The following is a 21,294-nucleotide window of genomic DNA, read 5'->3' as shown; positions in this document are numbered from 1 at the left end:
CTCAGTCTGCCGTTCGGTGAATCAGCCTCGACAGCACGATCGCGCTGCGGGTGTGGTCGACATTCGGCGCCAGCCGCACCTTCTCGAGAGCCGCTTCGAGCCCAAGGATGTCGCGGGCACGAATGTGCACCATCGCGTCGGCGCTTCCGGTGACGGTTCCAGCTTCCACCACCTCTGGAACGCCTGACAGGATGCGCAACAATTCGTCGGGGGCCACCGTGCCGCGGCAGAACAGTTCGACGTAGGCCTCCGTGCCCATTCCGTCCACGGCCGGATCGACCTGGATCGTGAACCCACGAATCACCCCGTCGGAGACCAGCCGGTCGACGCGGCGTTTGACCGCCGATGCTGAGAGGCCGACAACCGAGCCGATATCACCGTATCCAGCACGCGCGTTCTGACGAAGCAAGTCCAGGATGCTGCGGTCAAGGTTGTCCATGCCGCGAGTATAGGTGAATTCATTGCGTCACTGCAGGTCTCTACGCAGTATTTCAGCGCAGTACGCAACGATCCTCCTGATCCCTGCGCCACCGCGGCGGCATCCGTTTCTATCCGCGAAAAGCGAATGGCGTGGGCAGGGTAGTTCAGGAAACGGCGAGCATCTGCAGTTTTATTGCGTTGACCGGGGTAATTACGCAGGAAAAGCGCGGCATTACGCAGAAATGATTGATTCGTGCTGTGTGAGACTGAACGTGGCGTCCCGGCGCGACCACACCCGAATGGTCGCGCCGGGCTCTCGTGAGCGACCTGGTCCGCCATTCACCCCCGCAACCCCGTGCAGCACCGGGGCTTTTGAATGAGGAGTTCCCATGTCAACCGATACCGTGTCAACCAATATCGAGGACGCGCCGATGACCGAATCGATAACCCGCACACCGGTCAAGCGCACCGTGCTCATGTGTCGACCCGACTATTTCACCGTGGTGTACCGCATCAATCCGTGGATGAACCCCGCCGTGCCCACCGACACAACGCTGGCACTGCGTCAGTGGCAGGCCCTGTACGACATCTACATCGGCCTGGGCTTCGACGTGCACCTGATCGACCCGATCGATGGCCTGCCAGACATGGTCTACGCGGCCAACGGCGGCTTCGTCATCGACAACAAGGCCTACGGCGCGAGCTTCACCTACCCGGAGCGCCAACCGGAAGGCCCCGCGTACATGGACTGGTTCCGCGCCAACGACTTCGACGTGCACGTGCCCCAGGAAATCAACGAGGGCGAGGGCGACTTCCTGCTTGTCGGCGACGTCATCCTGGCCGGCACCGGATTCCGCAGCGACTCGAACAGCCACGAAGAACTGGCCGCGCTGTCCGGTCGCGAGGTCATCACGCTCACGCTCGTGAACCCGAGTTTCTACCACCTCGACACGGCGATCGCCGTGCTCGATGACACCAACATCGCCTACCTGCGCAGTGCCTTCGACGCGGCCAGCCTCGACATTCTCGAGGCACGCTACCCGGATGCCATCATCGCCACCGAAGCGGATGCCGCGATCCTCGGCCTCAACTCGTACTCAGACGGCTACAACGTCGTCATTGCATCGAGGGCAACCGACTTTGAGCAGCAGCTGCGCGCTCGCGGGTACAACCCGATCGGCGTCGACCTGTCTGAGCTGCTTCTCGGTGGCGGCGGCGTGAAGTGCTGCACCCTCGAACTGCGCCGCTGACCTGCTGACCCGCGAAAGGACGATCATCATGTCGACACCCCAGACCCACACCTCGAACGGCAGTCTCTCCGACCGTGACCTGACGCCTCGCCAGGCTGCGGACATCCGCTTGGAAGAGGAGCACGCCGCCCACAACTACCACCCGCTGCCCGTCGTCGTGGCGACCGGTGATGGTGCCTGGGTGACGGATGTCGACGGGCGCCGCTACCTGGATTGTCTCGCCGCGTACTCCGCGGTGAACTTCGGCCACTCCAACCCTGTGCTGCTGGACGCCGCCCGCACCCAGCTCGACCGCATCACGCTGACCAGCAGGGCGTTCCACAACGACCAGCTCGGCCCGTTCGTCACCGCGCTCGCGGAGCTCGCGGGCAAAGACATGGTGCTGCCGATGAACACGGGTGCGGAGGCCGTTGAGTCTGGCATCAAGGTTGCGCGGGCCTGGGGATACCGGGTCAAGGGCGTGGCTCCCGGCCTTGCCAACATCATCGTGGCCGCGGGGAACTTCCACGGCCGCACGACCACCATCATCAGCTTCTCCGACGACGAATCAGCGCGTGCCGACTTCGGGCCGTTCACGCCCGGCTTCCGCACCGTGCCATACGGTGACGCTGCAGCGCTGGAAGCCGCGATCGACGAGAACACTGTTGCGGTGCTGCTCGAGCCGATCCAGGGGGAGGCCGGCATCGTCGTCCCTCCCGCCGCCTACCTGCCGGCTGTACGCGAGATCACTGAGCGCCACAACGTGCTGTTCATCGCCGACGAGATCCAGTCGGGCCTCGGCCGCACCGGTGCCACATTCGCCTGCGACCTGGTCGGCGTCGTGCCGGATCTCTACCTGCTCGGCAAAGCACTCGGCGGCGGCATCGTGCCGGTGTCGGCTGTCGTCGGAAACCGCGACATCCTCGGTGTCTTGCAGCCCGGCGAACACGGCTCCACCTTCGGAGGGAACCCGCTGGCGGCCGCCATCGGGCTGGCCGTTGTGCGGATGCTGGCGACCGGCGAATACCAGCGCCGTGCGCAGGTGCTCGGTGAACACCTGCATGCGGCACTCGGCAGGCTCGTGGGGCACGGTGTTGTCACGGTGCGCGGGGCAGGTCTTTGGGCGGGAGTCGACATCGATCCAGCTCTCGCATCCGGCCGCATGGTCTGTGAAGCGCTGCTGTCGCGCGGTGTTTTGGCGAAAGACACGCACGGTTCGACCATTAGGCTGGCCCCTCCGCTGACGGTCTCAGAGGCCGACCTTGACTGGGCCGTTGATCAACTCGCCGCGGTGCTGGAAGGCTTCTCCACGCGGGCCTAATTGAACGTTGTATTTCGGATGGATCGGGCGCACAGTAGAGGCATCAAAGTCGTCGAGGGGAGGCCCTCATGAATGGGTCGTCAATCCAGCCGGACATACTTCCAATGCTTTCCGCCGGAAAGCATCGGACGCCGCGTGCAGGAGCGTGCTTCATGGAGTTCGCGTCGTTCCTTGCTGGCGAGCGATGGAGCGATCATCCGGCCTGCACGCACGCCGGTCTTGCCCACCTCGCACGCATGGTCAACGACTGCACGTCCGATCGAGCCAGGAGCAAACTGGCCCTGTTGATCCCGTCGGTCATCGGCCTCACGAGCGATGACAAGCGACTGGATGTCATTCTCGCGCTGCGTGCAGCATCGGCGGCGCTGCCCGTCGTGGCTGAAGAACGACAGCACTCGCTTGCGGTTGGTGCGCTTGTCGCATCCGCTGGCCTGGAGACGATGGGCGGGTCTGGTCCTGTCGACACGGCAGGTGCGCTGAACGCTGCGTTCGCTGCTGCCCCAGAGGCAGAGCGTTGGGCCAGAGTGTTCATCTCTGCGAACCTGCGCCGGCAGCCGAACGAGATCTCAATCAGGCACAGCCACTCGATCATCGCGTCGTCAATCGACGGTATCGGTCGTGCGTGCATCAGCAACCCGGACGATCAGCTCCGGATGCTGCTGGCGGCGGCGATCGACGACTGCGTCGAGTTCATCGCGGCCACGGAACCGGCCACGATCGAACGCACTCAGGCGCCGAAGAACGGCCCGACAGTAGCCGAAGCCACGGCGATGGCGGCCAGGCTGAAGCAGGCTCCGGTTCGGTCATACGCCAAGCTCTGAACACCGTTGATTGAGGAGCGAGCGCCAGCGAGCGTCTCGAAATCCGGTTGGTGCGTCTGTGCACCAGCGGTCTCGAGACGGCCGTGAACGGCCTCCTCGACCAACGGTGGGTAAGTTTCGGGACACCATCCGGCCGGTAGCACCGCCTCGCGGGCTCCGGCCGAATGGCTGTATCTGGGCTACTTCGCCACGGTCGCGCGCTTTGGAACGGATGCTGCGGCTGCGGCATCCGCTACCGGCTGCACGATCGGCATCAGGCGAGCGAGCTGCGTGACGTGACCGGGGTTCAGCTCGTCGAGCGAAGCGACGCCGAGCAGCTTCATGGTGCGGCGAATCTCCTCTGAGAGGATCGCGATCGTGCGGTCGACGCCCTCTCGCCCGCCGGCCATTAGGCCGTAGAGGTATGCGCGGCCGATGAGCGTGAACCGGGCGCCAAGGGCGACGGATGCCACGATGTCAGCGCCGTTCATGATGCCCGTGTCGAGCTGCACCTCTGTGTGGTGGCCGACCTCGCGCACCACGCTCGGCAGCAGGTGGAACGGGATGGGCGCGCGGTCGAGCTGACGGCCGCCGTGGTTCGACAGGATGATTCCGTCGGCGCCGAGGTCGACGGCGAGTTGGGCATCCGCCACGGACTGCACGCCCTTGACCACGAGCTTGCCCTTCCACTGCTCGCGGATGAACTGCACGTCCTCTGGCCCGACAGTCGGGTCGAACATGGTGTCGATGAGCGCGGCAACGGTGCCTGACCAGCGGTCGAGGCTCGCGAAGGCCAGCGGTTCCGTGGTGAGGAAGTTGATCCACCAGGCCGGACGCGGGAGGGCGTTCAGCACGGTCTTCGGCGTGAGTGCCGGCGGAATGGAGAAGCCGTTCTTCACATCGCGCAGGCGTGCTCCGCCGACGGGGGTGTCGACGGTGACCATGAGGGTGTCGTAGCCGGCCGCTGCGGCACGGTCAACGAGTGCCAGAGAGCGCTCGCGGTCAGTCCACATGTACAGCTGGAACCAGTTGCGGCCGCCGGGAGCTGCCGCTGCGACGTCCTCGATCGACGTGGTTCCCATGGTGGACAGGGTGAACGGGATGCCAGCTGACTCTGCGGCGGTCGCACCGGCGCGCTCACCCTCGGTCTGCATCATCCGGGTGAAACCGGTCGGGGCGATGCCGAACGGCATGGCGCTGGTCTTGCCGAGGATCTCCCGCGTGGTGTCGACGGCCGACACATTCCGCAGCACTGCCGGGTGGAACTCGATGTCCTGGAAGGCCTGGCGGGCACGGGCCAGCGAGATCTCGCCCTCTGCCGCGCCATCCGTGTAGTCGAACGGGGCCTTCGGGGTGACCCGCTTGGCGATGGTGCGCAGGTCAGCGATGCTTGTCGCGCTGGCCAGGCGGCGCTTGCGGGCGCTCAGCTCCGGCTTCTTGAACTGCATGAGCGGGGCGAGATCGCGCGGGTTGGGGAATCGTCTGTCGACCATGATTTTCGGTTCACACTTCCTGAGTCGGGGAGAGGGGAGAATCGGACACGTTGGTGGCGGCGTAGTAGCCGGAGATGTGCGCGTGCACGACGCTCCTGGCCCTGTCGGCGTCGCCGGACTCGATGGCGGCCACGATCTGCCGGTGCTCGTGCATGAGGCGAACGGATGCCTCCTCCCACGAGTCGAGGCGGGTCGCGCCCACGCGCGCATAGCTTTCAATCGAGCTGCGGAGCCCAGCCATGGTGGCGGTGATGACCTGGTTGCCCAGGATCTCGGAGAGCACCAGGTGGAACTGGGTGTCGAGGGCGAGGAACTCGTCGGTGGTGAGGGGCGCGGCATCCGCTGTGCTCGTTGTGCTGCTCGTGGCGTCGGCGGCTCGGCTGCCGGCCTCCATGACGTCGAGGAGCGCGGTGGCCCGGCTGAGATCTGGGCGCGGGTTCGCCACGGCCAGATCGGCGGCAACGGAGGTCTCCAGCACGAGCCTGGTCTTCACGATGTCGGCGACGGCGAAACCGGTGGCGGCGACCTGGAGTCGCATGAGCGCGCTCATGCCGCCCGACGGGGTCGCCACGATGATCGCGCCAGAGGTCGGGCCCGATCCGGTCGCGGTGCGGATGAGTCCAAGCACCTCAAGCACCCGAATGGCTTCGCGCACGCTTGAGCGGCCGACGCCGAGGTCAGCGGAGAGCGCGCGTTCGCCCGGCAGGTGATCGCCGGGACGCAGGGCGCCAGAGAGCAGGTCGGCTTCGATGTGCTCGAGCACGACCTGCCAGGCGCGTCGTTCGTCGCTCACGTCGCTGTGCCTTTCGTCTGTCGGCCGCCGGCCGATTCATGTGGTCAGACCACACAGCATACAGACTATTTGCCTCCGTGACGCGCCTTCGCCGAGAGTCGCCGTTTCGACCGAGAGTCGCCAATGCAACGGCGACTCTCGGCATGAACGGCGATTCTCGGCGCTCGGTGGCCCGCTCGTTCAGCGACGCATGGGGCTCAGACTGTCGCGCCGACCGGCTGGCCGGCCGTGCTCGCTTCGGCGGCCGGATGCGCCGCCTCCAGGATGCGCATGAACTCACGCATCCACGACGGGTGGTCTGGCCAGGCGCGCCCAGAGACGAGATTGCCGTCGACGACGGCCGCTCCGTTCTCGTAGGTGCCGCCACCGAGTTCGACGTCGATCGCGAGCGCCGGGTAGGCCGACGAGGTGCGTCCCTGCAGCACGCCGGCCGCTGCGAGCAGCATCGGGCCGTGACAAAGAGCTGCGACGGGAGCGTTGCGAGCGAAGATCTCACGCACGATCCGCTTGGCGTCCTCGTCGTTACGGATGTATTCGGGAGCGCGCCCGCCTGGCACCACGATGGCGACGTAGTCGTCGCTGTTCACATCCTTGAAGGCGATGTCGGCATCCCAGGCGTGACCGAGCTTCTCCGTGTACGTGTCGAAGCCATCAATGAAGTCGTGCACGACGAACTGCAGCTTCTTCTTCTCTGGGGCGGCGATGTGCACCTCATACCCGGCTTCCAGCAGTCGCTGGTACGGGTAGAAGACCTCGAGGGTCTCTGCGGCGTCTCCGGTGAGAATGAGTACCTTGGCCATGTCATACCTCTCTGTATGGGTGTGGTGGAATGCGGGTATCGGGGGCTCGTGTCGTGGTTCTCGCGAGCGGCGGCATCCCTGTGCACAAGTGTGAGCAGCGGCACGTGCCGCCGACAACCTGCTTTCCCACCATGTGCGAAACGGATGCAGATTCGCCGTCCATGACCCTGTTCAGCTGGCCCGCTGCTGACCTACACTCTGGGCATGGCTTCAGCGATGCAGCCGCGCGACGGCGCGGGAATCCAGTCGGCGGAGCGTGCGCTCCGCATCCTCGAGCTGGTCGGATCGTCGCCGATGGGCGCGAGTGCTGCCGAGGTCGCCCGCGAACTCGGACTGTCGCTCTCGACGAGCTATCGGCTGCTCGCCACCCTGCAGAAGGCCGACTACATCAGCAGCCAGGTCGGTGATCACCGCTACATTCTGGGTCGCACCGTTGACGCACTCGGCCGGGCGGTGCACCTGCAGCTGCTGGCGACGCCTGAGGTGAGGAGCGTGCTGCAATCGGTGCACGAGAGCACCCATGCGCCGGCGTATCTCACGGTGTTCAGGGGCGACGATATTGCCGTCGCCCACATCGAGGACTCACCGGAGCATCCGCGCATCTCGCAGTTGCACGTCGGCTTTGCAGAGGCGTCGCACGTGACGGCATTCGGCAAGCTGATGCTGGCGGCCAAGGACGAGGCCGGGCTGGGCCGGTTTCTTGAGCGGCACAGCCCGCTGGCGCTGACGCCGGACAGCGTGACGGATGTCGCCGACCTCCGGGAACAGCTCGACGACGTGCGCGCGCAGCAACTCGCCGTGGAGATCGAGGAGTACATGCCGAAGCTCGCATGCATTGCTGCGCCCGTTCGCTCCCGCAGCGGGCGCACGATCGGCGCCGTCTCCGTGTCGGTCTCGGCGGCAGACTTCAACGTGCGGGCGCGAGATCTGGAGCGCGCTGTGCGGCGGGGCGCCTGGCTGGTGTCATCGCAGCTGCCCGGCTGATATCGCCGCGTGCACCCAGATCGGGCGCCTGCCACTTCGACACCGGCGGGCAGCCTCCCGGAAACATCGCCGCAACAGGGCAGTCCTAGGCTCGGCCCATGGTGGACCTCTTTGACGGGTATGGCTCAACGCTTCTGCCCCGGAAACGAACCGGCAGTGCCGCGTGGGACGAGATGTTCGCTGAGCCGTCGGGGCGCGGTCATGTGGAAGCGAGGCCGGCCTATAAGGAGATTTACCAGGCGCTCGCCCAGATGACCAAGGCAGAGCTGCGCGGGCGAACCGAAGCTCTCGCGAGTTCGTACCTGGCGCAGGGAGTCACCTTCGACTTCGCCGGCGAGGAGCGCCCGTTCCCGCTCGATGCCGTTCCGCGGGTTATCGACCACAGCGAATGGGTCGATGTCGAAGCCGGCATCAAGCAGCGGGTGCGTGCGCTTGAGGCTTTCCTGGCGGATGTCTATGGCGGCCAACGCGCCGTTCGAGATGGCGTCATCCCGGCCGCTCTGATCAGCTCGTCGAGCCATTTCCACCGGCAGGCAGCAGGGATCGTCAGCGCGAACGGCGTACGCATCCAGGTCTCCGGAATCGACCTCATCCGCGATGAAAAGGGCGCCTGGCGAGTATTGGAAGACAACGTGCGGGTGCCGAGCGGCGTCAGCTACGTCATCTCCAATCGCCGCGTCATGGCGCAAACGCTGCCAGAACTCTTCGTCTCGCTCCGGGTGCAACCCGTCGGCGAATACCCGATCCGTCTCCTGCAGGCCCTCCGCGCGAGCGCACCGGAGGGTATCGACGACCCCAATGTCGTGGTGCTGACGCCCGGCGTCTTCAACTCGGCATACTTTGAGCACACCCTGCTCGCCCGGCTGATGGGCGTCGAACTTGTGGAGGGGCGCGACCTCTACGTCTCCGGCGGCAAGGTGTGGATGCGCACCACCGCCGGCCCGATGCGGGTCGATGTGATCTATCGCCGGGTCGACGACGAATTCCTCGACCCACTGCAGTTCAGGGACGACTCAGTGCTCGGATCCCCTGGGCTGCTGTTGGCGGCCAGGCTCGGAAACGTGACCATCGCCAATGCTGTCGGAAACGGTGTGGCGGACGACAAGCTCGTCTATACCTACGTGCCAGATCTCATCCGCTATTACCTGGGAGAAGATGCGATCCTGCCGAACGTCGACACGTGGCGACTTGAAGATCCGGGGGCGCTTGAAGAGGTGCTCGACCGCCTCGACGAACTCGTCGTGAAGCCCGTTGACGGTTCGGGCGGCAAGGGCCTGGTCATCGGGCCGGATGCCACGCCGACCGAACTCGCCGCCCTCCGGAAGCGACTGATTGCCGACCCGCGAGGCTGGATCGCCCAGCCGGTCGTGCAGCTGTCCACGATTCCTACGCTCGTCGAAGACGGCATGAGGCCGCGGCACGCCGATCTTCGTCCGTTCGCGGTCAATGACGGCAGCGACATCTGGGTTCTGCCAGGCGGACTCACCCGGGTGGCGATGCCGGAAGGGCAGCTTGTCGTCAACTCCAGCCAGGGTGGCGGATCCAAGGACACCTGGGTCGTCGGCGCTCCTGCCGGCACGCCGGGGAGCGTGATCGACCCGCACGACATCCAGGGTCTTGTCTCTGAGCAGGCGGCGGCAACGGTGACATTGCCGCCACACCACGACAAACCTCACACGCCCGATCACTCCCCGCACGACGACCCGCGCACCGGCCAGCAGCAGCAACAACAACAGCAGCAGCAGCAGCAGCAGGTCACCGCCCCGGCTGGCCGCACTGATCGCACCGACCAACAGCATCCGCTTGTCACGGAGGGAGTCTGATGCTTTCTCGAATCGCAGAGTCACTCTTCTGGATCGGACGTTACATCGAGCGATCGGATGGCACAGCGCGCATCCTCGACGTTCACCTGCAACTGCTGCTCGAGGACCCGTGGATTGACGAGGACACCGCCTGCCGGTCGCTCTTGTCCGTGATGGGCAGCGAGCCGCCAGAGGACAAGATCCTCACCCGCAAGGATGTGCTTGGCATCCTCGCCGTCGACCGGTCGCAGCCGGCGTCCATCGCGTTTTCGCTGGGGGCGGCCCGTGAGAACGCCCGCCGCGCACGCGAGATCGTGTCGAGCGAACTCTGGGAGTGCCTGAATACAACGCGGGCCAGGATGCCGCGCCGCGTCGCAGATGACAAGGTGCACGAGTTCTTCCACTGGGTTCACGAGCGGGCGGCGCTGGCCGTTGGCATCGTCGAGTCAGCGACCAGCAGGGACGACGCGTGGCATTTCTTCACGCTCGGCCGCAGCCTCGAACGGGCGGATATGACGGCCAGGCTGCTGGCCACACGCTCGCTCACCGAGGCATCCGGCCCGTCGTGGACGACAATCCTCCGCTCGTGCGGCGCCTACGAGGCGTACCTCCGCACCTACCGAGGTGTGCCGTCCGCGCAGAATGCCGCCGAGTTCCTGCTCCTTGACCGGCTGTTTCCGCGTTCCATTCTCTTCTCTGTGACGCGTGCGGAGGAGTGCATGCGGGCCCTTGAGCCGCGCCTCGACCGGGTGGGGGTCTCTGACAATGCCCAGCGCCTGTTCGGCCAGATGCGCAGTGAGCTCGAATACCGGCCCATTGTCGACATCCTTGAAGACCTGCCTGCGCAGATGGACAGCGTGCAGGATGCCACGAGTGCCGCCAGCGAAGCGATCCGCCAGCGGTACTTTCCCACGAGCGCTGCACCGAGCTGGACGGGAGAGCGCCTGTGAAGCGCCTTCGCATCACCCACACCACCGGATTCCACTACGAGGGCGAGGTGAATGCGTCGTACAACGAGGCGCGGATGCTGCCAGCGGGTGCAGAGAACCAGTTCGTGCTGTCGTCATTCCTCAACATCTCGCCGATGTCATCGCTCAATACCTATGTCGACTATTGGGGAACCAGGGTAAGCGCCTTCGACGTGCTGAGTCCGCACCGGGAACTCACCCTCACGGCTACGAGCCTGGTTGAAGTGCGGGAGAACGCACATCTGGGGCATCCGTTCGACTGGGACGAACTCGCCACGACTGCCCGCGCCAGCATGGAAACGGTTGACCAGATCGCCCAAACGTCCCGAACGACGCCCCCAGCGGATGTCGCGGCGCTCGCCGCAGAGATCGCGGCCAGTGGATTGGACCCCTGCGAGAGTGCACTCGCCATCTGCCAGGCCGTCGGAGGAGCCGTCGAATACATGGCAGGGGTGACCGGGGTGCACTCAACGGCGGCAGAGGCGTGGGCAGAGAAGAAGGGCGTCTGCCAGGACATTGCGCATATTGCGCTCGGCGCCCTGCGCTCGGTGGGAATCCCGGCCCGCTACGTCTCCGGTTACCTGCATCCGAAACCGGATGCTGCCATCGGCGAGACCGTGACGGGGGAGTCGCACGCGTGGGTCGAATGGTTCTGCGGTGGGTGGCGTGGCTACGATCCGACGAACCTCATCGACATCGGCGACCGGCATGTCCTCGTCGGTCGCGGCAGGGACTACACGGATGTCGCGCCGCTTCGAGGCGTGTACGCAGGCCCATTTGGCTCAGAGTTGTTCGTGAACGTCGAGATCACGCGCGAATACTGATCTCTCTATCCAGCCAATCGCCTCGTTATTCAGCCACGCGCCGCGGGGCGTAGCGCACCGGTTCACTGCTCGCCGCGACCAGAGCGCGTAACGTCTCGAGGTCGCCGGAGATGAGGCCGGCTGCCCGCGCCTGCACCAGCACATTACCGAGTGCTGTCGCTTCGACAGGGCCGGCGAGAACGGGCACTCCAGCGTGGTCGGCCGTGAGCTGGCAGAGCAGCGCGTTCTGAGATCCGCCCCCGACGATGTGGATGGTGTTCACCGTCTTGCCCGACAGCTCAGACGCCGTCTGCACCGCAGCCGCGAACGCGCGGGCGAGGCTCTCAATAATGCTGCGCACGAACTCTGCCTGGTTTGCGGGAACCGGCTGGCCGTGTTCGATGCACCACTCGGCGATCCGTGCCGGTATATCGCCGGGCTCCATGAAACGCGGGTCATTGGCATCGAAGACAGCCACCGGGGTGGTCACCGCCTCTGCCGCCGCCACGAGGGGCAGCAAAGAGACGCTCGGGTCTGCTTTCTGCCACGTTCGCACCGATTCGCTGAGCAGCCAAGTGCCCATCACGTTGTGCAAGAAGCGCACGCGTCCGTCGACGCCACCCTCGTTGGTGAAGTCGGCGAGGCGACTGGCTTCTGTGCGCACGGGGTGTTCGAGCTCAACGCCGACCAGCCCCCAGGTGCCGCTCGAGATATAGGCGGCATCCGGGTCTGTCATGGGCACAGCCACCACAGCGGATGCCGTGTCGTGCGACCCGACGGCCACGATCGGAGTCGAGGTGGCCAGGCCTGTCGCCCCAGCCACAGAGGGAAGCAGGGTGCCGATGCGGTCGCCCGGCTGCACGAGCGCGGGGAAGAGGCTACGTGGCAGGTCGAGCCGCTCGATCAGCGCATCGTTCCAGCGCGGTTGTGCGCCGGGCCCGTCTGGGAGGCTGAGCAACCCGGTCGTTGACGCATTGGTGCTCTCGGCGACCCGTTCGCCTGTCAACCAATACGCCATCAGGTCGGGAATGAGCAACGCATGGTCGGCCAGGTCGAGCAGGCCGCCGGCACGCTCTGCCTCGAGCTGATAGAGCGTGTTGAACGGGAGGAACTGCAGGCCGTTGTCGGCGTACAGCTCGGCGAACGGCATCCGCTCATGAACAGAGGCAACTCCCCGTGACGTGCGCGAATCACGGTAGTGGAACGGGATACCGAGCAGCCGGTCTCCGCGCAGCAAGCCGTAGTCGACAGCCCACGAATCAATACCGATGCTCGACAGCCCTGGCGAGAGGCGTGCCGCGTGCCCCAGCCCGTCGACGACCGAACGGTAGAGCTCGAGAATGTTCCAATGCAGGCCGTCTGGGGTCTCGACGGGGGTGTTCGGGAAGCGGTTGACGGCTTCAAGTCGCAGTTCGTTCGGCCCGACATAGCCCAGCATGACCCGACCGCTGGTGGCGCCGAGGTCGACGGCGGCAACCGTGCCTGCTGTGGTGCTGGTCATCGCAGGAAGGCCGCCGCGACGCCGGCGTCCACCGGGATGTGCAGCCCCGTCGTGTGGGAGAGATCGCTGGAGCAGAGCGCGAACACGGCGTTCGCCACGTTCTCTGGGAGCACCTCGCGCTTCAGCAGTGTGCGCTGCGCGTAGTAGGCGCCCAGCTCTTCCTCGGGCACCCCGTAGACGGCGGCGCGCTTGGCGCCCCATCCGCTGGAGAAGATGCCGGAGCCGCGCACGACGCCGTCTGGATTGATGCCGTTGACCTTCACGCCGTGCTCGCCGAGCTCAGCAGCCAGCAGTCGAACCTGGTGCGCCTGGTCGGCCTTGGTGGCCGAGTACGCGATGTTGTTCGGGCCGGCGAACACTGAATTCTTCGAGGAGATGTAGACGATGTCCCCGCCGAGCTTCTGGTCGATGAGCACGCGGGCGGCAGCGCGCGAGACCAGGAACGAGCCCTTGGCCATCACGTTGTGCTGCAGGTCCCAGTCGGCGACGGTGGTCTCCAAGAGCGACTTCGACAGCGAGAGCCCAGCGTTGTTCACCACGAGGTCAAGGCCGCCGAATGCCAATACCGCTGCATCGACGGATGCCTGCACCTGATTTTCGTCGGTGACGTTGGCCTGCACGCCGATCGCGACATCCGTCGACCCGAGTTCAGCGGCGGCGGCCTGCGCCTTCGCGAGGTCGAGGTCGGCGATGACGACGCAGGCGCCTTCTGCGGCCAGGCGGGTGGCGATGGCCTTACCGATGCCGGAGGCAGCTCCCGTGACGAGGGCAACGCGGCTGGCGAGAGGCTTGGGCGCTGGCATCCGCTGCAGTTTGGCTTCTTCGAGTGCCCAGTACTCGATGCGGAACTTCTCGGCCTCGTCGATGGGCGCGTAGCTGGAGAGGCCCTCTGCGCCGCGCATCACGTTGATGGCATTGATGTAGAACTCGCCGGCCACGCGTGCGGTCTGCTTGTTCGCGCCGTAGCTGAACATGCCGACGCCGGGGATGAGCACGATGAGGGGATCTGCGCCGCGGATGGCGGGGGAGTCTGCCACTGCGTTGCGGTCGTAGTACGCCTGGTAGCCGGCGCGGTACTGCTCATGCAGTTCCTGCAGGCGGGCGATCGAGTCCTCGATCGAGGCGTCGGCGGGCAAGTCGAGCACCATCGGCTTGACCTTGGTGCGCAGGAAGTGATCTGGGCAGCTGGTGCCGAGTGCGGCCAGCCGCGGGTGCTCAGCGGATGCCAAAAAGTCGAGTACGACTGCATCATCGGTGAAGTGGCCGACCTGGGCGCGGTCGGTGGAGACCAGGCCGCGGATCGTGGGGGCCAGTGCGGCAGCCTTGGCCAGGCGCTCGGCCGGGGCCAGTGCGCCATATCCGTCAAGGGCCGGGCCGAAGGGCAGAGGCTTCGAGTGCGTCGCGATGTAGTCGGCCGCGGTGTCGATGATCCACAGCGAGTTCGCCTCGGCCTCGTCGCTGGTGTCACCCCATGCCGTGATGCCGTGGCCACCGAGGATGCAGCCGATGGCGCCTGGGTGTGCGTCTTTGATGGCGGCGATGTCGAGGCCGAGCTGAAAGCCTGGCCGACGCCATGGCACCCAGACCACCTTCTCGCCGAAAATGGTGCGCGTGAGTTCTTCGCCGTCGGCTGCCGTTGCGATCGCGATGCCGGAGTCCGGGTGCAGGTGGTCGACGTGCGCCGCGTCGACGAGGCCGTGCATGGCGGTGTCGATCGACGGGGCCGCGCCGCCCTTGCCGTGCAGGGTGAAGTCGAAAGCCGCCACCATCTCGTCTTCGCGCTCGAGACCGGGGTAGACGTTCACGAGCGAGCGCATCCGGTCGAGGCGCAGCACGGCCAAGCCGCTCTCGGTGAGGGTGCCCAGGTCACCGCCGGATCCCTTGACCCACATCAGTTCGACGGGCTCACCGGTCACCGGGTCGATCTCGCTGCCCTTGGCCGACGTGTTGCCGCCCGCGTAGTTGGTGTTCTTCGGGTTGCTGCCGAGGCGGTTGGATCGCGCGATCAGTTCTGCAGCTGCGTGGTTGATGGTCATAGTTGCTCCTCGAGAAAGAATGTGGTGTGCCAGGACGGCAAAACCCGACGGATTACGCGCCCCAGCTCGCCTGCTGGCCGCCCGCGCGCTCGGCGGCGATCTTCGCCTGGTAACCGGATGCCGCATAGGCGGCCATCGGATCGGCTGGCAGGCCGCGGGACTCGCGCCAGGCAGCCAGGTCGGGGCGCACATCCGTGTAGAAGGCGTCCATGAGGATGCCGTTGGCGCCGAGCACATCGCCGGCATCCTGGGCGGCGGCCAGTGCAGGCGCATCGACGAGGAGCACCCTGGCCGTCATCTCCTGCACGTTCAGCACGGAGCGGATCTGGCCTGGGATCTTGTCCTCGACGTTGTGGCACTGATCGAGCATGAAGGCGACGGGGCTGTCGGCGTCGAAGCCGCGGCCCCGGTTCACCTCGTAGAGGATGCGGAAGAGCTGGAACGGGTCTGCGGCGCCGACGATGAGGTCGTCATCCGCGTAGAACCGGGAGTTGAAGTCGAAGGAGCCGAGCTTGCCGAGGCGCAACAGCTGCATGACGATGAACTCGATGTTGGTGCCTGGCGCGTGGTGGCCGGTGTCGAGGCAGACCATGGCCTTGTCGCCGAGCGCGCTGACCTGGGCGTATGAGGTTCCCCAGTCTGGGACATCGGTGTGGTAAAAAGCGGGCTCGAAGAACTTGTACTCCAGCACCATGCGCTGCTCGTCGCCGAGGCGGGCGTAGATCTGCTGGAGCGAGTCGGCGAGGCGATCCTGGCGGCCGCGGAGGTCGCCCTGGCCCGGGTAGTTGCTGCCGTCGGCGAGCCAGATCTTGAGGTCGCGCGAGCCGGTGGCATCCATCACATCAATGCAGGAGAAGTGGTGATCGATGGCCTTCTGGCGAATGGCGGCATCGGTGTGGGTGAGGCTGCCGAACTTGTAGTCATCGTCCTGGAAGGTGTTGGAGTTGACCGTTCCGAGGGCGAGGCCGAGATCTTCGGCGAATGATCGCAACGCCGCGTAGTCGTCGACCTTGTCCCACGGGATATGCAGCGCCACGGCCGGTGCCAGCCCGGTCAACTCGTTGACCTTGGCCGCATCCTGGATCTTCTCCTGGATGGTGCGTGGTGTGCCGGGAGTCTGGAAGACCTTGAAGCGGGTGCCGGAGTTACCAAAAGCCCACGAGGGCAGTTCGATGGCCTGGGCCTCGAGCCGGGTGAGGACGGCAGCGCTGATGCTCACGAGTGTGTTCCTTCTTTTGGTTGAGCCGACGCCTGTCCGGCAGGAGCAGATGCAGATGCGGCGAGTTGATCGTCGAGGTTGAAGACTTCAGACAAATGGATGAAGCCGGTGTCTGGTGCGCCGTCGAGATCGACGAAAAATTCGGCCATCTCGGCCTGCCACCGTGCGTTGACTGCCGTGGCGGCCATTCCCACCTGGGCGGCGGTGAGGCTTTCGGTCTCGACGTACCCGATGAGGAGGCCATCGTCGCGGATGAACAGCGAGTAGTTGTTCCAGCCCGTCTGTCGCAATGCGCGGAGCATGTCCGGCCACACAGCCTTGTGGCGCTCGCGATACTCAGCGATGCGATCCGGCTTGACCTGCAGCTGAAAACACACCCGTTCAGATACACCTGTGCTCGTCATTGAGTTCCCGTCGCAATCAATGCAGCGCAATGGTTTCGACGGCGCGGATCTTGCCGCGAATGAAGGCGTTGGCGTGCGCTCCGAGGTCGGCCGAATCGTTCCAGAGATTCCGCCAGACGGCGAGGCTCCGGCTGAGATCCGGGTTCACGACGGCGCTGGAAAACGACTCAAAAGCGATCGGCCCTGTGTAGTCGATGAGCGACAGAGCGCGGAAGAACCCGTCGAAGTCGACGGTTCCAGAGCCGAGGTAGCCACGGTGACTTTCGCCGATATGCACGTAGCTGAGTCGGTCGCCGCAAGCGAGAACGGGCCCGACCATATCCGATTCCTCGATGTTCATGTGGTACGTGTCGAGGTGGACGCCGACGTTCGGGTGGCCAAGGTCGTCGAGGTAGGCCAGAGCCTGGTTGGCTGTGTTGAACAGGTTGGTCTCGTAGCGGTTGACGACTTCAAGCCCGACACGGATTCCCAGCGTGCCGGCGCGTTCGGCAACCCGACGCAGCACGTCGAGGCTGTTCTGCCGACCGAGTGCGGTGGCTGGGGCATCGTATTTGGCGAGCTGGCTGTAGAGGACACCGACGAAGTACTCGGATCCGAGTTCGCTCAGTATCTCCAGCGCCGTGTTCAGTTTGCGTTCGCCTGCGGCCACGACGTCGGGGTCTTCGCTGCTGATGTCAGTGTCGGCGCTCTGCCCGAGCGAAGCGGAGATGGCGATCGGGTTCCTGGCCAGGCAGCGTTTCGCCGCGGCGACATCGAAGGAGCCCGGTTCGAGCAGCGGGATCTCAAGGAGGGTAAACCCCGCCTCAAGGCTCTGGGTGACGGCCCGATCGAAGCCGGGCTCATCGAAGTGTCCGGTCCATACGAGCCCGTGGCATCCAATCAGCATGAGTCCCGGCCTTTCCTGGTGTGGCGAAGGATCAGTGCCGCTCCAGCGTGCCGCTGGCCTCTCCCTCGAGGAGGCTCGTGCCGGACGGAAGGAATTCCGATCAGCTAACGAGCTCTGGTGCAGTCACTCTAAGAGGCCAGTTTCGTCCCTGTCAAGACATTAACTTTCGTTCGAAACCCGTTTCACTTACGTTTTGGTTTCAATCATTGACGTGAAGTTGTCGTTGAGTTAGGTTTCCAGTTACGTGACGTCCGGAGCACTTCGGACCGCGTTGTCGCCAGGGTTGTCGATTAGGAGAGAGATGTCCGAACGCTATGACTTCGTTCGCGAAGAGGGCATTCTACTCGAACTCAATTCGAGTGGTCGCGTACTCGTCAACGACCTCGTTGAACAGTTCGGCGTCTCCGCCGTCACGATTCGCAAGGACCTCGACTCGCTGGAACAACGGTCGCTGCTTCGCAGGGTGCGCGGTGGCGCCGTCGTCTCCTCTGCCGGCGATGAGGGGGCGTTCAGCGAGCGGCTGCGCCAGGACTCAAACGCGAAACGTGCGCTGGCTCGCAACGCGGCCGCCCTGGTCTCCGACGGCGACGTCATCGCCATCGATTCGTCAACGACGTGCTACTACCTGGCACAAGAAATCCTTGACCGACGCGATCTCGTGGTTGTCACGTATGGCATGCGGGTAGCGAGCCTGTTCATGGACCACTCCAGCGCGACGGTCATCATGCCGGGCGGTGTCCTGCGCCGCGCATCCGGCTCTCTGATCGGTGCATTCGCGAACGTACTGGAAGGCCGCGGCCGGATAACGACGGGGTTCTTCGGCCTCGCCACACTCTCGACACATTTGGGATTGCTTGAGCTCTCGAGCGAAGAGGCGGCGACCAAAAAGAGTCTGGTCAGCGCGTGCGACTCGGTCTACGGCCTGTTCACGTCATCGAAGATCGGTGGATTCGGCCTGCACTCCTTTGCCGAGCCGGCCGAGATCTCCGGACTCTTCACCGATGAGCACGCTGATGACGAATTTGTCGCCGATTGGGCTGCGCATGGCGTGCCTGTCACTCGGGTCGAGGGCACAGGGGCAATTCTGGAAAGTGGCCAGCGTGCCGTTGTTCAAGCGGCCGAACGCGCCCAGAGTTCACGGGCAGCAGGATGAGCACGCTCACCGTGGCCGCGGTGGACCTCGGTGCAGAGAGCGGGCGCGTTGGAGCCGCGCAGTTCGACGGATCACGACTGAGCCTCAACATTCATCACCGATTCCCGCATCAGCCCTCCGTCGTCGACGGTTGGCTCCGCTGGGACATCGACGGGCTGTGGAGAGAGGTTTCAGACGGGCTCTCATCCCTGGCAGCGTCAACGCGGATTGCGTCGGTAGGTGTAGATACCTGGGGACTCGACTACGGCCTCTACGACAACGAGGGGCAGCTGCTCGAAGCTCCGACTGCGTACCGTGACAAGCACCGGATTGAGGTGTTCAGCGAAATTGTGAGCGCCGTTGGAGCCTCGACCATTTACGACGCTACCGGCACTCAGCTGATGGAGATCAACTCGCTCTTCGGGCTCGCCACCGATGCCAGGCTCCGTCATGAACTCCTCGCCCGCGCCCGGAGCATGCTGATGATGCCGGATGTCTTCCACCGGCTGCTCTCTGGCAGCACGGTTACCGAATTCTCCGCCGCTTCCACATCTGGCATGTATGACATGAACGCCGGTCGGTGGGCGACGGAACTCCTTGAGCGCGTTGGTGTGCCTGTCGGCATTTTGCCCGACGTCGTAGCGTCCGGGACCGATGTCGGCCCTGTGATTGGCCAGCTCGCCGTCGGGGGACTGGCAGGGACTCGCGTGATTCTGCCGGCGGCGCATGACACCGCGAGTGCTGTCTTGGCGATACCGGATGCGTCGCCAGAGACTCTCTTCATTTCGTCGGGAACCTGGTCGCTCGTTGGTGTCGTGCTCGATTCCCCTGTGGTCACGGCAGCGTCGCAGCAGGCCAACCTCACCAACGAGGGCGGATACAACGGCACAGTGCGGTTCCTCCGCAATGTGATGGGTCTCTGGGTGCTTCAAGAGTGCCGCCGTCAGTGGGAGCGAGATGGCTTGAGTGTCGACTACGACACCCTGGTGACGCGCGCCGCCGCCGAGGTTCCTCTCGTCAGCCTGATCAATCCAAACGCGACGGAGTTCCTGACCCCCGGTGACATGCCACGGCGCATTCAGGACTACTGCCGCGCACATGCGATTCCGGTGCCGGAAACCATCGGCCAAATCGCGCGCACGGTGTTCGACTCTCTTGCCCTCAGCTACCGACTCACCGCCGAGGACATCGCTGCCGTGACCGGTGTGCCCCTGACGTCGGTTGCCGTCGTTGGTGGGGGTGGCCAGAACGCCCTTCTGCAGCAAGCAACGGCAGACGCGACCGGGCTTCCCGTTGTCTGCTGGGCGAAAGAGGCAACCGCGCTTGGCAATGCGGCCAGCCAGTTGCGCGCCGTGGGCGAAATCGGCTCGATTGAACAGATTTGGGAGGTGGTTCGGGCGAGTACACAGACGCACTCCTTCGAACCACGCTCCGATGGTCGCTGGAGTGATGCGGCCGAGAAGCTTCGAGGGCTCGAGCGCGCAGAGTCGCGCCGCCGCGGTCTCGAGGAACCCAACGCGACATCGTTCGCGCACCAGGACGTGAGGGCAAAGTGGCCCCGCACAGCACAGAAGGAGGCAACACAATGATCAAAGCAAAGAAGACTCTGATGGTCGGCGCGCTAGCGCTCGCAGCCGTCATGACATTCTCTGGTTGCACCAGCCGCAACGACGACGCCGGCAGCACAGCAGGCAGCGGCGATGGCGACAGCAAGATCAAGGTGGCGTTCGTCCCCAAGCTCCAGGGCATTCCCTATTTCGAGGCCATGAACGCCGGCGGCAAGCAGGCCGCGGAAGAACTCGGCATCGAATGGCTCTATCAGGGACCGACGACGGCGGATGCCGCCGCTCAGGCCGACATTGTCCGTTCCTTCATCCAGCAGGGTGTGGACGCGCTGATCGTCGCCCCGAACGACCCTGATTCGATGGCACCGCTGCTCAAAGAAGCTGCGGACAAGGGCATCAAGGTTGCCACCGCAGACACCGACGCCCCGAACTCGGTGCGGGAAGTCTTCGTGAACCAGGCATCCGTTGAGGGTATCGGTCAGGCACTCACCGACTCGATCATGACGGCCATGGGCGGCAAGGGAAAGTATGCGATTGTCTCGTGTGGTGAGACGGCAGCGAACCTGAACGCCTGGATTGACGTGCAGAAGAAGTACACGGCCGAGAAGTACCCAGAAGCCGAGATCGTCGATGTCGTCTACGCAGGCGAAGACCAGGCGGCAGCTACCTCCATGGCCACCGACCTGATGAACGCCAACCCCGACCTCACCGGCCTCGTCGGCGAGTGCACCTCGTCGGCACCCGGTGTCGCCCAGGCGGTGAAGGACGCCGGCAAGATCGGCACCGTCTTCACTGACGGTCTCGGTACACCGCAGTCGATGGCTCCGTACCTGAAGGACGGCTCGTCCAGCGCTTCCATCCTCTGGGATGTCCAGGCGCTCGGCTACCTGACCGCATGGACGGGTCTGCAGCTGGCCGAAGGGAACGCGTTTGAAGCAACGAACAATGTGAGCGCCGACCTCCCAGCCGTCGAGTTCGATTCGGCTACCAAGGTGCTCCTGCTCGGTCCGGCGCTGGAAATCACCAAGGACAACGTCGACACGTTCGACTACTAGTCGGCAGGTTCACCCCCCAGAGCTGTTCGGGGGCGCCCAGTGTGGCACCCCCGAACAGCTCCACTGATAGTCATCATGAGACA

Annotated in this window: 19 protein-coding genes; 10 read left to right on the top strand and 9 right to left on the bottom strand. The window is 64.9% G+C overall.

What is annotated here, in order from left to right:
- Window position 1: 1 nt before the first annotated feature.
- Complete coding sequence (locus tag AC25Z0_RS14915) at window positions 2–439, bottom strand: Lrp/AsnC family transcriptional regulator (RefSeq protein WP_488121592.1); 438 nt, start codon at window positions 437–439, stop codon at window positions 2–4.
- Between the two features lie 370 nt (window positions 440–809).
- Between AC25Z0_RS14915 and ddaH the strand changes: the two genes are divergently transcribed.
- The 3 genes from ddaH (at window position 810) to AC25Z0_RS14900 (ending at window position 3,791) form a co-directional block, all read left to right on the top strand.
- Window positions 810–1,670: a dimethylargininase gene (gene ddaH, locus AC25Z0_RS14910; protein ID WP_488121591.1), complete on the top strand. Its 861-nt coding sequence runs from the start codon at window positions 810–812 to the stop codon at window positions 1,668–1,670.
- Between the two features lie 28 nt (window positions 1,671–1,698).
- Entirely contained in the window at window positions 1,699–2,970 is a 1,272-nt protein-coding gene (rocD, locus tag AC25Z0_RS14905) for an ornithine--oxo-acid transaminase (protein WP_488133710.1), read from the top strand.
- 152 nt (window positions 2,971–3,122) lie between these two features.
- Window positions 3,123–3,791, top strand: a complete 669-nt coding sequence (locus tag AC25Z0_RS14900; protein ID WP_488121589.1) for a hypothetical protein — start codon at window positions 3,123–3,125, stop codon at window positions 3,789–3,791.
- 179 nt (window positions 3,792–3,970) lie between these two features.
- Here the strand turns inward: AC25Z0_RS14900 and AC25Z0_RS14895 are convergent, their stop codons facing one another.
- The 3 genes from AC25Z0_RS14895 to AC25Z0_RS14885 form a co-directional block, all read right to left on the bottom strand.
- Window positions 3,971–5,263, bottom strand: coding sequence for an alpha-hydroxy acid oxidase (locus tag AC25Z0_RS14895; RefSeq protein ID WP_488121588.1), 1,293 nt, complete (start codon window positions 5,261–5,263; stop codon window positions 3,971–3,973).
- A 10-nt stretch (window positions 5,264–5,273) separates the two neighbouring features.
- Window positions 5,274–6,056, bottom strand: coding sequence for a FadR/GntR family transcriptional regulator (locus AC25Z0_RS14890; protein WP_488133709.1), 783 nt, complete (start codon window positions 6,054–6,056; stop codon window positions 5,274–5,276).
- A gap of 197 nt (window positions 6,057–6,253) precedes the next feature.
- On the bottom strand, window positions 6,254–6,856 hold the full coding sequence (locus tag AC25Z0_RS14885) for a DJ-1/PfpI family protein (RefSeq protein ID WP_488121586.1): 603 nt from the start codon (window positions 6,854–6,856) through the stop codon (window positions 6,254–6,256).
- Between the two features lie 204 nt (window positions 6,857–7,060).
- Here AC25Z0_RS14885 and AC25Z0_RS14880 point away from each other — a divergent pair, with 204 nt between their 5' ends.
- The 4 genes from AC25Z0_RS14880 to AC25Z0_RS14865 all read left to right on the top strand — a co-directional run bounded on the left by AC25Z0_RS14880 (window position 7,061) and on the right by AC25Z0_RS14865 (window position 11,434).
- Window positions 7,061–7,840, top strand: a complete 780-nt coding sequence (locus tag AC25Z0_RS14880) for an IclR family transcriptional regulator (protein ID WP_488133708.1) — start codon at window positions 7,061–7,063, stop codon at window positions 7,838–7,840.
- Between the two features lie 98 nt (window positions 7,841–7,938).
- Complete coding sequence (locus AC25Z0_RS14875; protein ID WP_488133707.1) at window positions 7,939–9,663, top strand: circularly permuted type 2 ATP-grasp protein; 1,725 nt, start codon at window positions 7,939–7,941, stop codon at window positions 9,661–9,663.
- Window positions 9,663–10,592, top strand: a complete 930-nt coding sequence (locus AC25Z0_RS14870) for an alpha-E domain-containing protein (protein ID WP_488133706.1) — start codon at window positions 9,663–9,665, stop codon at window positions 10,590–10,592. The genes AC25Z0_RS14875 and AC25Z0_RS14870 overlap by 1 nt, the downstream gene beginning before the upstream one ends.
- Entirely contained in the window at window positions 10,589–11,434 is an 846-nt protein-coding gene (locus AC25Z0_RS14865; RefSeq protein WP_488133705.1) for a transglutaminase family protein, read from the top strand. The genes AC25Z0_RS14870 and AC25Z0_RS14865 overlap by 4 nt, the downstream gene beginning before the upstream one ends.
- A gap of 25 nt (window positions 11,435–11,459) precedes the next feature.
- On the opposite strand, the gene AC25Z0_RS14860 is transcribed toward AC25Z0_RS14865, so the two are convergent.
- The 5 genes from AC25Z0_RS14860 to AC25Z0_RS14840 are packed head-to-tail and all read right to left on the bottom strand — an operon-like array spanning window position 11,460 to window position 17,459.
- Window positions 11,460–12,914, bottom strand: a complete 1,455-nt coding sequence (locus AC25Z0_RS14860; protein WP_488133704.1) for a rhamnulokinase — start codon at window positions 12,912–12,914, stop codon at window positions 11,460–11,462.
- On the bottom strand, window positions 12,911–14,950 hold the full coding sequence (locus AC25Z0_RS14855; RefSeq protein ID WP_488133703.1) for a bifunctional aldolase/short-chain dehydrogenase: 2,040 nt from the start codon (window positions 14,948–14,950) through the stop codon (window positions 12,911–12,913). The genes AC25Z0_RS14860 and AC25Z0_RS14855 overlap by 4 nt, the downstream gene beginning before the upstream one ends.
- A gap of 52 nt (window positions 14,951–15,002) precedes the next feature.
- A complete protein-coding gene (rhaI, locus tag AC25Z0_RS14850; RefSeq protein WP_488133702.1) occupies window positions 15,003–16,169 on the bottom strand; it encodes an L-rhamnose isomerase in 1,167 nt (388 codons plus the stop codon).
- Window positions 16,166–16,573: an L-rhamnose mutarotase gene (locus AC25Z0_RS14845; RefSeq protein ID WP_488133701.1), complete on the bottom strand. Its 408-nt coding sequence runs from the start codon at window positions 16,571–16,573 to the stop codon at window positions 16,166–16,168. The genes rhaI and AC25Z0_RS14845 overlap by 4 nt, the downstream gene beginning before the upstream one ends.
- Window positions 16,574–16,589: 16 nt before the next feature.
- Window positions 16,590–17,459, bottom strand: coding sequence for a sugar phosphate isomerase/epimerase family protein (locus AC25Z0_RS14840; protein WP_488133700.1), 870 nt, complete (start codon window positions 17,457–17,459; stop codon window positions 16,590–16,592).
- A 301-nt stretch (window positions 17,460–17,760) separates the two neighbouring features.
- On the opposite strand from AC25Z0_RS14840, the gene AC25Z0_RS14835 reads away from it, so the two are divergent.
- The 3 genes from AC25Z0_RS14835 to AC25Z0_RS14825 are packed head-to-tail and all read left to right on the top strand — an operon-like array spanning window position 17,761 to window position 21,211.
- A complete protein-coding gene (locus AC25Z0_RS14835; protein ID WP_488121576.1) occupies window positions 17,761–18,612 on the top strand; it encodes a DeoR/GlpR family DNA-binding transcription regulator in 852 nt (283 codons plus the stop codon).
- On the top strand, window positions 18,609–20,180 hold the full coding sequence (locus tag AC25Z0_RS14830; protein ID WP_488121575.1) for a rhamnulokinase: 1,572 nt from the start codon (window positions 18,609–18,611) through the stop codon (window positions 20,178–20,180). The genes AC25Z0_RS14835 and AC25Z0_RS14830 overlap by 4 nt, the downstream gene beginning before the upstream one ends.
- Window positions 20,177–21,211, top strand: a complete 1,035-nt coding sequence (locus tag AC25Z0_RS14825; RefSeq protein WP_414805234.1) for an autoinducer 2 ABC transporter substrate-binding protein — start codon at window positions 20,177–20,179, stop codon at window positions 21,209–21,211. The genes AC25Z0_RS14830 and AC25Z0_RS14825 overlap by 4 nt, the downstream gene beginning before the upstream one ends.
- Window positions 21,212–21,294: the final 83 nt, after the last annotated feature.

This window comes from Leifsonia sp. Y862, from assembly GCF_057669585.1.
Note: the sequence above shows the minus strand (reverse complement) of the source record. Positions and strands in the feature narration are given on the sequence as shown.